14 protein-coding genes are annotated in these 12,530 nt (G+C 75.4%); 7 read left to right on the forward strand and 7 right to left on the reverse strand.

The window, feature by feature from the left end:
- Positions 1–46 precede the first annotated feature (46 nt).
- On the forward strand, positions 47–880 hold the full coding sequence (locus tag ACZ5GH_RS04880) for a uracil-DNA glycosylase (RefSeq protein WP_464333536.1): 834 nt from the start codon (positions 47–49) through the stop codon (positions 878–880).
- Between the two features lie 8 nt (positions 881–888).
- On the opposite strand, the gene ACZ5GH_RS04885 is transcribed toward ACZ5GH_RS04880, so the two are convergent.
- Positions 889–1,767, reverse strand: a complete 879-nt coding sequence (locus ACZ5GH_RS04885) for a CHAD domain-containing protein (protein WP_464333537.1) — start codon at positions 1,765–1,767, stop codon at positions 889–891.
- A gap of 204 nt (positions 1,768–1,971) precedes the next feature.
- Between ACZ5GH_RS04885 and ACZ5GH_RS04890 the strand changes: the two genes are divergently transcribed.
- The 3 genes from ACZ5GH_RS04890 to ACZ5GH_RS04900 all read left to right on the forward strand — a co-directional run bounded on the left by ACZ5GH_RS04890 (position 1,972) and on the right by ACZ5GH_RS04900 (position 4,361).
- Positions 1,972–2,646 carry a hypothetical protein gene (locus tag ACZ5GH_RS04890; protein WP_387751830.1) on the forward strand — a complete coding sequence of 225 codons (675 nt, stop codon included), beginning with the start codon at positions 1,972–1,974 and terminating at the stop codon, positions 2,644–2,646.
- Positions 2,647–2,798: 152 nt separating this feature from the next.
- Positions 2,799–3,614: a DsbA family protein gene (locus tag ACZ5GH_RS04895; protein WP_464333538.1), complete on the forward strand. Its 816-nt coding sequence runs from the start codon at positions 2,799–2,801 to the stop codon at positions 3,612–3,614.
- Between the two features lie 90 nt (positions 3,615–3,704).
- A complete protein-coding gene (locus ACZ5GH_RS04900; RefSeq protein WP_464333539.1) occupies positions 3,705–4,361 on the forward strand; it encodes a vitamin K epoxide reductase family protein in 657 nt (218 codons plus the stop codon).
- Between the two features lie 7 nt (positions 4,362–4,368).
- On the opposite strand, the gene ACZ5GH_RS04905 is transcribed toward ACZ5GH_RS04900, so the two are convergent.
- The 4 genes from ACZ5GH_RS04905 to ACZ5GH_RS04920 form a co-directional block, all read right to left on the reverse strand.
- Entirely contained in the window at positions 4,369–4,869 is a 501-nt protein-coding gene (locus ACZ5GH_RS04905) for an NUDIX domain-containing protein (RefSeq protein WP_387751825.1), read from the reverse strand.
- A gap of 101 nt (positions 4,870–4,970) precedes the next feature.
- The gene (locus tag ACZ5GH_RS04910) at positions 4,971–6,059 is read right to left on the reverse strand and encodes a serine hydrolase domain-containing protein (RefSeq protein ID WP_464333540.1); all 1,089 of its coding nucleotides are present in this window, start codon (positions 6,057–6,059) and stop codon (positions 4,971–4,973) included.
- A 48-nt stretch (positions 6,060–6,107) separates the two neighbouring features.
- Positions 6,108–6,623: a GNAT family N-acetyltransferase gene (locus ACZ5GH_RS04915; protein WP_387751821.1), complete on the reverse strand. Its 516-nt coding sequence runs from the start codon at positions 6,621–6,623 to the stop codon at positions 6,108–6,110.
- Between the two features lie 24 nt (positions 6,624–6,647).
- Positions 6,648–7,064, reverse strand: coding sequence for an ankyrin repeat domain-containing protein (locus ACZ5GH_RS04920; protein ID WP_387751819.1), 417 nt, complete (start codon positions 7,062–7,064; stop codon positions 6,648–6,650).
- Between the two features lie 395 nt (positions 7,065–7,459).
- Here ACZ5GH_RS04920 and ACZ5GH_RS04925 point away from each other — a divergent pair, with 395 nt between their 5' ends.
- The 3 genes from ACZ5GH_RS04925 (at position 7,460) to ACZ5GH_RS04935 (ending at position 10,077) form a co-directional block, all read left to right on the forward strand.
- The gene (locus tag ACZ5GH_RS04925) at positions 7,460–7,654 is read left to right on the forward strand and encodes a hypothetical protein (RefSeq protein ID WP_188300502.1); all 195 of its coding nucleotides are present in this window, start codon (positions 7,460–7,462) and stop codon (positions 7,652–7,654) included.
- A 118-nt stretch (positions 7,655–7,772) separates the two neighbouring features.
- Positions 7,773–9,392: a P-loop NTPase family protein gene (locus tag ACZ5GH_RS04930; protein ID WP_464333541.1), complete on the forward strand. Its 1,620-nt coding sequence runs from the start codon at positions 7,773–7,775 to the stop codon at positions 9,390–9,392.
- Between the two features lie 310 nt (positions 9,393–9,702).
- Complete coding sequence (locus ACZ5GH_RS04935) at positions 9,703–10,077, forward strand: RNA polymerase-binding protein RbpA (protein ID WP_049655293.1); 375 nt, start codon at positions 9,703–9,705, stop codon at positions 10,075–10,077.
- A 151-nt stretch (positions 10,078–10,228) separates the two neighbouring features.
- Here ACZ5GH_RS04935 and fxsA read toward each other — a convergent pair whose 3' ends face one another.
- Both fxsA and lnt read right to left on the reverse strand, forming a co-directional pair.
- A complete protein-coding gene (gene fxsA / locus ACZ5GH_RS04940; RefSeq protein WP_387751813.1) occupies positions 10,229–10,807 on the reverse strand; it encodes an FxsA family membrane protein in 579 nt (192 codons plus the stop codon).
- 55 nt (positions 10,808–10,862) lie between these two features.
- Positions 10,863–12,509, reverse strand: a complete 1,647-nt coding sequence (lnt, locus tag ACZ5GH_RS04945; protein ID WP_387751811.1) for an apolipoprotein N-acyltransferase — start codon at positions 12,507–12,509, stop codon at positions 10,863–10,865.
- Positions 12,510–12,530: the final 21 nt, after the last annotated feature.

Below are 12,530 nucleotides of genomic sequence, written 5' to 3' on the forward strand. Positions count from 1 at the left end.
AACGTCCCCCGGCCCCCCGGGGCCCCGGCTGGTTAGGATCGGGGCCATGCCGACCGTGGCCGTGCCCTCCCCCTCCGACGAGCCCGCCGACGAACCCGCGGACGCAGCCGCGGACGGGCCCGCCGACGACCCCGACGACCCCCGCCACCCCGCCGCGGCCGCCGCCCGGGCCGGCGGAACCGCCGCGCTGGACCGCGTCGTCACCGGCTGCCGCGCCTGCCCCCGCCTGGTCGAGTGGCGCGAGGAGACCGCCCGGACCAAGCGCCGCGCCTACCTGGACTGGGACTACTGGGCCCGCCCCATCCCCGGCTTCGGCCCGCCGGACGCCCCGCTCGTCCTGGTCGGCCTCGCCCCCGCCGCCCACGGCGCCAACCGCACCGGCCGGATCTTCACCGGCGACCCCTCCGGCGACCTGCTCTACGCCTCCCTGTACGAGCTCGGGCTCGCCAACCGCCCCGAGTCCGTCCGCCACGGCGACGGCCTGGAGCTGTTCGGCGTGCGGATCACCGACCCGGTCCGCTGCGCCCCGCCCGACAACCGGCCCAGCACCGCCGAGCGCGACACCTGCCGGCCCTGGATAACCCGGGAACTGGAGCTGATGCGCCCCACGGTGCGCACCGTCGTCGCCCTCGGCGGCTTCGCCTGGCAGGCGATGCTGCCGGTGATCGCGGACGCCGGCTGGCAGGTCCCCCGTCCCCGCCCCGCCTTCGGCCACGCCGCCCTGGCCGCCTTCCCGGCCCGCGACGGCGGCCCGGAGCTGCGGATGTACGGCTGCTACCACGTGAGCCCGCGCAACACGAACACCGGCCGGCTGACCACCGCGATGCTCCGGGAGCTGCTGCGCGAGGCGGCCCGCTCGGCGGGACTCGACCCCCGCTGAGGCCCCGGTCAATCGAACCGGGCGAGCTTCCGTCCGGCCGCCCGCCGCCAGACGTCCGGCAGCCGTCGCCGGGCGGCCTCCGCGACGGCCAGCCGGCCGCCGTACAGGACGCCGTAGCCGAACGGCTCGCCGCCGTCGGCCGCGTGGGCGGCGAGGGTGCCCGCGGCGACCACGGCGTCCTGGTGTTCGCCCAGCACCTCCTGGACGGCCTTCATCCGCCGGACGTAGCGCTCGGCCCGGGCGCCGACCGCCGGGACGGCGGTCTCACCGGCGTAGCGGGCGCGCTTGGCCGCCTTGCGGGCCTGGTGGAGGGCGTGGTCCCGCTGCTCGGGGCCGGCGGCGAGGGCGGTGCGGACGCGTTCGGCGGTGCGGCGCTGCTCGCGGGCGGCGATCCGGGAGAGCTCCGGGCCGGCGTCGCGGGCGGCGCGCGGGCGCAGCGGCGGGTCGGCGAGCAGGACGGCAAGGGCCTCGCCGAGCGCCCGGCGGCGGGGGCTGTCGACGGCGGCGACCACCTCGGACCGGACCTCCCGGTACTCGGCCCGGCCCCACCGCTCCAGCGCGGCGGCGACCCGCCCCGGCTCGCAGGCGGCGGGCAGCCGGCGGGCCTCGGCGGCCAGCCGCTCGGCCAGCACCTCGTGGTCGCGGGCCCTGCCGAGCGCGCCGGCGAGCCAGCGCAGCTCGACCACCAGGTCCTCGGTGGCGCCGGGCACGAACAGCCGCCGGAAGGACCGCAGGGCGCTGCGCAGCCGCCGGCAGGCGACCCGCATCCGGTGCACGGCGTCCGGCTCGTCCGCCCGGACGGCGTCGTCCAGGCCGGCCAGCAGCACGGCCTGCGCCTCGATGCGGGCCATCAGCACCTGCCCGACCGTGGTCCCGGGTTTCGCCATCGGCGCTCGCTCCCCTCGTCGGGTCAGCGGGAACGCCTTCCAGGCTAGTCCGCGCACCGCCGCTGCCGCCCCCGCAGCGCTCGTCGGAAGCGGCCGGGCCGGCGGGCTCGCGGGCGACCTCGCAGGCTACTGAACGCGCGTCAGCCGGGCCAGGGACCTACGGGCCCTCGTGCCGGATGCGGGCGCCATGGCATACTCCGGAGCGTGACGACCTCCTCCAGTGCGACCAGGGCCCTGCGGGCCGCGGTGTTCACCGCGCTCGCCGTGCCGATGGCCGCGTTGGGCCAGGTGGTCATCACCGGCCGCCCGCTGCCGCTGTCGCTGGTGGCCACGGCCGGTGCCGTCGTCTTCCTGGTCGCGGCCGTGCTGGCCGGCGGGGAGCGGCGGCTGCTGCACATCTCCGGCGTGATGGTGCCGGTCGAGCTGCTGCTCAACACCACCTTCAACCTGGGCCAGGCTGGCTGTTCGCCGGTGCTGACCGGTCAGGTGCCCGCCCGCGGCGTGAACCTGCTGGTCTGTGGCGGCGGTTCGGTGGACGGCTCGCTGCTGAGCGGCCCGTTGGGCCACGCCGGGCAGTTGGCCCCCGCCGCGACCCAGCTGCTGCTCCTGCTGGTGCACCTGGTGATCGCCCTGGCCGCGTCGGCCTGGCTGCGGATGGGCGACGCCGCCCTGTCCTCCCTGGCCCGGGCGCTGCGCGCGCTGCGCGAGTCGCTGGCCGGCCCGCTGCGCGCCCTGGTCGTCCTGCTGCTCCCGGCTCCGGTGCGCCCGGTGCTGCGGGTGCCGCTGCCGGTGTCGGACCGTCCGCGGCCGCGCCGCGAGGACGTGGTGCTGAGCCCGGCGCCCCGGCGCGGCCCGCCCGCCCTCGCGCCTGCCTGCTGATCGCCCCTCCCGCTCGATCCTCCCGCGTGCCCGGCCGGACGGCCCGGTGCGCCCGCAGGCAGTGCGCACGACTCCCGCGTTCCCCGAACCCGCCGCACCAGGTGCGGCTTCCCGCGCGCACCCGCGCGCCGCGTACAGGAGTTGACTTCCCCATGGCTCAGGCCCCCAGCAAGCAGCAGGCCAAGCGCATCAGTGCCCGTGAGCGGATCCAGGAGGCGCAGCGCCGCGAGCAGCAGGCCGCCAAGCGCCGGCAGCGGATCGTGGTGACGGTCTCGGCCGTCGTCGTCCTGGCCCTCGCGGGCGGCGTCGCCCTCGCGGTCAACTCGGCCTCGGGCAAGGACGACAAGGCCTCCTCCGCCGCCGCCTCGGCGCCGCTGGTCGTGCCGGCCAACGCCTCCGGCCCGGACGGCACGGTGGTCACCTACGGCAAGGCCGACGCGCCGCACACCATGGCGATCTACGAGGACTTCCGCTGCCCGGTCTGCAAGCACTTCGAGGCGGCGAACGGCGAGACCGTCAGGAAGCTCACCGAGGACGGCCGGATCAAGGTGGAATTCCACCTGGCGGCGTTCCTGGACAAGAACCTCGGCGGCAAGGGTTCGCGCACCGCGCTGGCCGCCGTCGGCGCCGCGCTGAACGAGGGCGTGGACCAGTTCAAGGCGTTCCACGACGTGCTGTACGCCAACCAGCCGGACGAGCGCGAGGACGGCTTCGGCGACGTCGACCACCTCCTGGACCTGGCCGGCCAGGTGCCCGGTCTGAAGACGGACGCCTTCGTGAAGGCGGTGACCGACCGGACCTACGCCCCGTGGGCGGCCAAGGTCTCCGACGCGTTCAACGACAGCGGGGTGACCGGCACTCCGACCGTCAAGGTGGACGGCAAGCAGATCACCCTGTTCGCCGGCAACGCCGTGGTCCCGCCGGAGCAGTTCACCGCGCAGGTGAAGCAGGCGGCCGGCCTCCAGTAGGCCGCGTCCCGCACCCGTACCGGCACCACCCGGCCCGGCCGATCCCCGGCCGGGCCGGCTCCTCCAAGCCAGCCACCGGAGTGTGCTGCCATGACCGCCGCTACCCCCGTGCACCTGTCCCGCTCCGCCCCCGACGACGACGGCACCGGCCGGGCCCCGGTCGGCGCGAGCCGCGCCCTCGCCCTCCTGCTGTTCCTCGGCGGGCTGGTCGGGCTGGCCGCCTCGGCCGTCCTGACCTTCGACAAGCTCCGCATCCTGGAGAACCCCTCCTACGTCCCCAGCTGCAACATCAACCCGGTGATCAGCTGCGGCTCGGTGATGCGCACCGAGCAGGCCGAGGTCTTCGGCTTCCCGAACCCGCTGCTCGGGCTGGCCGCCTTCGGCGCGCTGACGGCGATCGGCGCGGGGCTGCTCGCCGGGGCCGCCTACCGGCGCTGGTTCTGGCTGGGGCTGAACGCGGGCACCGCGCTGGGCGTGGTGTTCGCGCACTGGCTGGTCTACCAGGCGCTGTACGACATCGGCGCGCTCTGCCCGTACTGCATGGTGGTGTGGGCGACGGTGGTCTCGCTGTTCTGGTACACCACGCTGCACAACCTGCGCTCGGGCGTCGTCCCGGTGGGCCCGCGGCTGCGGGTGGTCGTCCGGGAGGCGGCGCGGTACCACTGGGCGCTGCCGGTGCTGTGGGCCGCGGTGATCGCGCTGATGGTCCTCAACCGGTTCTGGTACTACTGGAGCACCCTCCTCTGACCTCCCGTCATCCGACGTACCCGGGCGAGTGCAGCAGTGCGGCGGCGCCGGTCCGCCGGGCCTCCAGGGCCCCGGTGAGCCGGCGCGCCGCACCCGGCTGCAGCAGGACGGCCGCCTGGGCCGGGGTGAAGTACCCGTGGTCGGCGACCTCCTCGGCCTGCGCCCGGACCACCGCCCCGGCCGCGACCGTCCCGCCGTCGAACATGAACTGCACGGCGGGGTGGGCGTGTTCGCCCTGGTCGGGGATCGCGTCGCGCCACTCCACCACCAGCAGCCGCAGCGGCCCGGCCGACAGGCCGGTCTCCTCGTACAGTTCGCGGGCCGCGCACTCGGCGGGCCCCTCCCCCGGGTCCATCCCGCCGCCGGGGAACTGCCACTGGTCGCGGTAACTGGCCTTCAGCAGCAGGATCCTGCCCGCCTCGTCGGTCAGCAGCACGCTGCACCCGACGTAGGCGCGCACCATGCCGGCGAGCCACTCCTCCTCCGAGAGTGCCCAGGTGTCCGTCATCGCGCCTCCTCCGCCGACCGCCGCCTCGGGGACAATCTGCCGCGGTCGCGGCCCGCGAAACGGCGGTTCGCGCCGAATCCACCCGAAGGAGTGCCGGGGGCCTATCCGAAGACGGCCCGCCGGAAGGCGTTGCGCAGCTCGGTCAGCCGCTGGACGCCCCGGTCGTAGTGCACCTTGTTGGTGAGCAGCAGCGCCCAGCGGCCGAGCCGCCGGGAGACCCAGAAGCCGGTGCCGGTGAAGCCGTAGTGGACGAAGGTGCCCTCGGCCGGGTCGGTGCCGGGGGCGCACAGCCAGGACAGGCCGCGGGCGGGGGCGAGGCCGCCGGTCTGCTCGCGCAGCGACTCCCCGATCCACGCGCCGCCCCAGGGCAGTGCGGGCGGCGGGGCGAGCAGCGCGGTGAGGAAGCGGGCGAGGTCGCGGGCGGTGGAGAAGGCCCCGGCGTTGCCGGAGACGCCGCCGAGCAGCCGGGCGGACGGGTCGTGGACGACGCCGCGCAGGTGGCCGCCGACGCCCTCGTCGTACTCGGTGGGCGCGGCCCGGCCGGCGGACGCGGCGTCGAGCGGGCCGTACCGGGTGTCGGCCATGCCGAGCGGCCGCCAGGCCCAGCGCGCGGCGAGCTCGTCCAGCGGGGCGCCGCCGAGGTCCTCGACCAGGTGGGTGAGCAGCACGGCGGCCCGGTCGGTGTACTCGACGGCCGTGCCCGGCGGGCGGTGCAGCGGGGCGGCGAGGACCCCGGCCCGGATCGCCGCGGGGTCGCGCCCGTAGAGCTCCTCGAAGCGGGTGTACGGGAGCATCCCGGCGGTGTGGGCGAGGAGTTGACGGGCCGTCACCTCGCCGGCGGGGAGGCCTGCGGCCGGCCGCCACCAGCGGCCGAGCGGCTCGTCCAGGGGCAGTCGGCCGGTCTGCCGCAGCACCCCGGCGCAGGGCCAGAGCGCGACGACCTTGGTGAGGCTGGCGAGGTCGTACGGGGTGTCCGGCCCGGGCCGCAGCCGCGCGTACGGCCCCTGCCCGAGCACGCCGTGGCTGCCGCCGCCGAGCGTGCCGTCGGCCTCGCCGACGGCCCAGACGGCGCCCGCCCCGAGGGTGCGCGCGCCGTCCCCGACGAGCCGGTCCAACTCCCCGCCGGGCGCGGCCAGGGTGGGGAGCCGGTCGGCTCCGGGTGCGCCGGGTCCGGCTTGCCGGTGACTCATCCGTCTCCCCCTTCGGGCCGACGGGAGCCTTCCCCGCGCGAGCGCGGGTCAGACCGCCGGAGCCAGTTCCTTGCCGAGGCAGATGCTCTGCGGGTGGTCCTTGTAGATGCCGAACTTCCGGATCGGGGCGTAGCCCTCGGACCGGTACAGCGCGACGGCCTCGGGCTGCTCGGTGCCGGTCTCCAGGACGACGCGGGTGCGCCCGGCCTCGGCCGCGGTCCGCTCCAGGCGGCCCAGCACCGCCCGGGCCAGGCCGCGGCCCCGGGCCTCGGGGACCACGAACATCCGCTTCAGCTCGACGTCACCGTCGCGCAGGTCGTCCGGGCCGGCCTGCTTGGCCCGCCAGCCGCCGCAGGCGACCGGCCGGCCGTCCAGGTAGGCGATCATGAACAGGCCGGCCGGCGCCTCGAAGTCCTCCGGGTGCATGACGGTCTCGTCCGGGTCGCCGTAGCGGCGCACGTACTCCTGCTGGACCTCCGCCGAGAGCGCCTGGGCGTCGGGGTGGGCGTAGCCGGTGATGCGGAACTCGACGGTGCCGGTTTCCTGGGCGGTGCTGGTGCTCATGTCGGAAGAGCCTACGGTCCCCGTTCAGCGGGCCTCGAACCGGGCGACCAGGTCGTCCTTGCCGAACATCCGGGCGGTGTCCACGGCGCTCGGGGCGCCGGCCCGCGGGTCGGCGCCGCCGGCCAGCAGCACGTCGAGCACGTCCGTGGCGCCCTTGAAGACGGCGCCGGCCAGCGGGGTCTGGCCGTGGTCGTTGACGAGGTTCGGGTCGGCGCCGTGCCGGAGCAGCTCCGCGACGGTGGCGGCGTGGCCGTGGTAGGCGGCGAGCATGATCAGGGTGTCGCCGCGGCCGTTGGTGAGGTCGGCCGGGGCGCCGGCGTCCAGGTAGCCGGACAGGGTGTCGGTCTCCCCGGCCCGGGCGGCGTCGAAGAGCTTCCCGGCGAGCGCGACCACCTCGGCGTCGGGGGCGTCGGCGGGCTGCTGGCTGGCGGCGTCGGTCATGGTGGGCGGCCTTTCCGGTCGGTCGTCGGGCGGTCTCGCGGCTGCGCCCAGGGCACGGTAGCGGCCGGCGCCGGAACGGGCCAGCGGGCCTCCGGAATCCGGATGACGGCCCGCGCCCGCGACGACACGCGGCCGCGCGCGCCGCGCAGCCATTCGAGGGAACTTCCCGGACCCCCCGGAAACTTCCCGCCCGCCGAGCGGGAATGCCTCGGCCCACCGAATCCCGCGACGCCAGGCCCCACCCCGGCCGGCGCGCCGACGCCACCCGGCCGACGGAACGGTCTCGAACGGCAGAACCACCCATTTGCGCCGTTCCATCATCTATTACTTTTTGTCACGATTAATGCGCTTACCGTAACACCCCTGCTTGTCCCCACCTTCCTGAGGAGCGGAACATGATCCTCTCGATTTCCGGCATCGTCCTGTTCGGCACCATCGCCTTCCTCTTCTTCCGCCGGGACGGACTGAAGGTCTCCCACGCCATCGTCTGCGCCCTGCTGGGCTTCTACATCGCCGGCTCCTCGATCGCACCGAGCATCACCGCGGGCGGCGCCAGCCTCGCCAGCCTGCTCAGCGGCATCAGGTTCTAGGTCCTGACTCCCACCCCCACCCCTCCCCGTACCGGCCCGGGCGCGGATCCCACCGCCCCCGGGCCCCGTCGTACCCCACCTCCGCCCCCTCCCGTCCCACCGCCCGGGGAGTCAAGGAATGCCGCTCCACCGCCACCTCAGCAAGGGCCGCGCGATCGCCCGGACCGCCGGGGACCACGCCTCCGACATGTTCGCCCCGCTCTCCGTCATCGGCCGCGGCCTGCGCCACCACGTCGACTGGGCCAGGTCCCGCTGGCAGGACACCCCGAAGGAGCGCCGCGGCCCGACGCTGTTCCTCACCGCCGCCCTGCTGATCGGCGTCTACCTGCTGCCGCACGGGCTGCTCTTCGCTCTGATCGCCCTGATGGCCAGCGCCGCCTGGGCCGGCCGGGCCCCCCGGGCGGCGCCCGCGCAGCCCGCCCCGGACGTCGCCGACGTCAAGCTCGGCGCCCTCTACGCGGCGCTCACCCCGTACCTGTGCGGGCCCGAGGACGCCAACCCGCTGTACCACTTCGAGGGCGGCTACAAGAACGCCTTCAGCGACTGGGAGTTCGACGGCGAGGGCCGGCTGTCCCGGCTGGAACTGACCTACCCCGCCTACTTCACCGACACCGAGCCGGCCGCCCGGGCCCGGATCGAGCAGGTGGTGCAGGGCAAGGCCGGCCGGGCCCGCGAGTACCGCTTCGACTGGGACGAGGAGTCCAACCGGCTGCGGATCGCCGCGCTCGCCCCGCTGCCCACCGACATCGTCGCCCAGCGCTTCGTGGCGGCCCCCGGCGAGGTCGTGCTGGGCTTCACCGACGAGGGCGGCACCGCCCGGACCATCCCGGTCACCCGGGGCGGCACGACCGTCCAGCAGCCGCCGGTGGTCTGGCGCACCGGCCCGCGCTCCGCCGAGCCGCACCTGCTGGTGCTCGGCGTCACCGGCTACGGCACCTCCAGCCTGCTGCGCTCGATCGCGCTCCAGGCCCTGCCGTACGGCGACCTGGTGGTGGTCGACGGCGCGGGCACCGGGGAGCACGCCTGCCTGGTCAACCGGCCCGGCGTGCACACCGTGGAGACCAGCCTGCACGGCGCGCTGGCCGCGCTGGAGTGGGCCGTCGGCGAGACCGAGCGCCGGCTCGCCGCGCTCAACGCCGCCCGGCACGCGGGCGGCGCCCCGCCGGAGGACGTCACCCGGCCGCTGTGGCTGCTGCTGGACCACCCGACCGAGCTGAGCGAGCTCGCCCAGGCCGAGGGCCGCCCGGACCCGCAGGACCTGCTGGAGCTCCCGCTGCGGCACGGCCGGGCCGCCCGGGTCACCGTGGTGGTCGCCGACGACCTGCAGGCCCGGCACCGGCTCACCGCCACCGTCCGCGCCACCACCCGGGCCCGCGTGGTGCTCGGCCCGGCCGGCCTGGACGAGGGGCACGACGCGCTCGGCGCGCCGCTGGACATCGTGCCCGCCGTCCACGCCCCGGTCGGCCGCGGCTACGCCCGGATCGGCAACGGCACCCCGGTGCGGCTCCAGGTGCCCACCACCGTCGACCCGCTCGACGACGAGGCCCCGGCCCCGCTGCGGGACGCGGTGATCGCCCTGCTGCCGCACCGGGACACCCGCACCGAGGCGGCCGCCCCCGCCGTGCCGCCCCGCCCGGACTGCCCGCCGGCCGTGCCCGCGGCCGATCCGGCCGCGCCGGCCCGCCCGGTCGACCTGGCCAAGGACGAGCCGATGATCCGCTCGCGTCCGATCTCCTGACGGCCGGACCGGCCCCGGTCGAGGGCCGGTTCCGCCGCCCTCGGCCGGGGTCGGCACCCGCTCCGGAATCCCGTCCCGGTACGCTCGTCACAGAAAGCCCGCACGATCACCAGATGTGAAATAGGTGACACCTGGGGTGATATCACCGGCCAGATGTGACAAATCGGGCGCAGGTGGGTACAAACAGGGGCGGCACTACAGACGACGCATGTCCCGGGACGGGAATCTTCGTCGGAAGCCGAGCGTTGACCGAACGACGAAGAACAGCGACCACTAGTCCTGTGGGCCATAAGCCCGGGAGGCACGATTCATGAGCGAGCGAGCTCTCCGCGGCACGCGACTCGGGGCCACTAGCTACGAGACCGACCGTGGTATCGATCTGGCTCCCCGCCAGACCGTCGAGTACGCATGTCAGAACGGACACCGTTTCGAGGTTCCTTTCTCGGTCGAGGCGGAGATCCCCGCGACCTGGGAATGCCGCTTCTGCGGCCAGGAGGCGGCACTTCTCGACGGCGACGAGCCGGAGGAGAAGAAGATCAAGCCGACGCGCACCCATTGGGACATGCTGATGGAGCGCCGGACGCGCGAGGAGCTGGAGGAGGTGCTGGCCGAGCGGCTGGCCGTGCTCCGCTCCGGTGGGATGAACCTCGCGGTGCACCCGCGGGACACCCGTAAGAGCGCCTGACACCTCGCTCCCGCCACGAGCGGGAGGACGCGAAAAGGGACCCTGGTCACCAGGGTCCCTTTCGCGTTCTCCGAGCTGTCCGTCGAAACCGCCCCGGTACGCCGGACCGCCCGGGACGGATGTGCCCCGGGCGGCCGGTGGAACGGTCGGGTCAGCCCCCGATCGGCGGCCGGTGGGTGGTGTCCGGCCCCTGCGGGCCGCGCGGGCCGGACTCCGGGTCCAGGACCTCGCCCTGGATCACCTTGCCGTCCGGGCGGTGGATGCGCAGCTGCTCCTGGAGCCGCATCGCGTCCGCGAGCGGATCGGTGCCGGCCACGGTGGCGCTGCGCAGCGCCTTGTCCGCGACCCGGCGCCCGACCGCCCGCCACAGCGCCCGGGTGGGCGGGAAGAGCAGGGTCAGGGCGACCAGGTCCGACAGGAAGCCGGGGACGATCAGCAGCAGGCCGGCCAGCACCGTCATGCTGGTGCCGGTCTGGGGCTGCTCGGACTGCGGGTTCCTGCTCTGCTCGATCGCCGCCGACAGGGCCTTCGCCCCGGCCCGCTTGATCAGCGAGCCGCCGATCAGGCCGCCCGCGACGAGCAGCAGCACGACGGTGAGACCGCCCAGCCACGAGCCGACCTGGACCAGCAGCCAGATCTCCAGCACCAGCCAGGCGGTCATCAGCAGCGGCAGCACCCGGCGGAGCCTGCTACGCGGGGCCGGACGGGTGGGGGTAGCTTGCTGGGTCACGGTACGAATCCACTCCATGCGGTGCTCTGCGTGCCGCACGGGAGGTCCGGGCCGGCTACGGCACCACCTGGTCCAACGATTCCGGCCCGGCCGGTGTTCCGGCCGGTGCCTTCCGGCGGCGTCCGACCAGCACCGCCGCGCCGCAGGCCAGCAGGCCGCCGACGGCCAGCGTCCACTCCGGGGCGGCGCCGACCCGGTCGGCCACCGTGGTGCCGTCGCGCAGCGGGACGGTGGCCGACAGCTCGGCCGCGGTCAGCTCCTCGGTGCGCTGCTGGACGCCGCCGTCCGGGCCGATCACCGCGCTGATGCCGCTGGTGGCGGCGATCAGCACCGCCCGGCCGTGCTCGACGGCCCGCAGCCGGCTCATCGCCAGCTGCTGCTCGGGCTGGCCGGTCCGGGCGTAGGTCGCGTTGTTGGTCTGGACGACCAGGACCCTCGCGCCGCTGTCCACGGTGTCGCGGACGATCTCGTCGTACGCGACCTCGAAGCAGATCACGTCGCCGATCCTGGCCGGGCCGAGCTGCATCACGCCGTTGTGGTCGCCGGGGTAGAAGTCCCGGGCGACCCTCTGCAGGCGGGTGATCACCTTCATCAGCTGGGCGCGGAAGGGGACGTACTCGCCGAACGGGACGGGGTGCTGCTTGGTGTAGGAGGCGCCGGGGCCGGTGGCCGGGTCCCAGACGATGCCCTCGTTCTGGACGTGCTGCGCGTCCGGGCCGTCCACCAGGGTGCCGACCAGGGTGGGCACGCCGATCGCCTTGACCGCCTGGTCGATCCGCCGGCGGGCCAGTGGGTCGCTGAACGGGTCCAGGTCGGAGGAGTTCTCCGGCCAGATCACGATGTCGGGGCGCTCGGCCCTGCCCGCCCCGATGTCGGCGGCGAGCCGCTCGGTGGCCGAGGCGTGGTTGTTGAGGACCATCATCGGACGGCCCAGGAAGTCCATGCCCGGGTTGGGCACGTTGCCCTGGACGATGGCGACCTTGACGGTGTCGGCGGCGGCCGTGGGCACCGGGACGAGGTAGCCCGCCAGCAGGGCGGCCACCGCGCCGAGCGCCGCCAGCGCGGCCGCGACCGGGGCCCTGCCGGGCCCGCGCAGCCGCAGCGCGGCCCAGGCCAGCAGGGTGCCGGAGAGGGCGACGGCGAAGGTCACCAGCGGCGCGCCGCCGAGCGCGGCCAGCGGGGTGTACGGGGTGGCGGTGTTGGCGAAGGCGAGCCGGCCCCAGGGGAAGCCGCCGAGCGGCAGCCGGTCGCGGGCCCACTCCTGGGTGATCCACAGGCAGGCCGCCCAGAGCGGCCAGCCGGGCAGCCGGGAGGTGACGGCCAGGGCGCCGCCGAGCACGGCCAGGAACAGCGCCTCCACGACGGACAGGCCGATCGTGGCGTCCCAGCCGACCACCCGCAGCCAGCTGAGCAGCATCAGGAAGAACGGCAGGCCGAAGGCGAAGCCCGTCCACAGGCCCTGGCGGAAGGTGCGGCCCCGGGTGAGCAGCGAGAGCGCGGCGACGCCGAGCAGCGACAGCGGCCACAGGTCGTACGGCGGGAAGGCGAGGGCGAGCAGCAGGCCGGCCAGGGCGGCGAGGCCGGTGCGGGGAAGCCCGGCGCGGACCTTGGCGAGCGCCCGGGCTCCGCGGCTCGGTCGGGGCGCCGGCTCCGGCGGCTCGGGGACGGCCTCGGGCCGTTCCTGGGTGACGGGAGTGGCCACCGGCGCACCATCTTCCTGGGG

It is taken from the genome of Kitasatospora sp. Xyl93 (genome assembly GCF_055383135.1).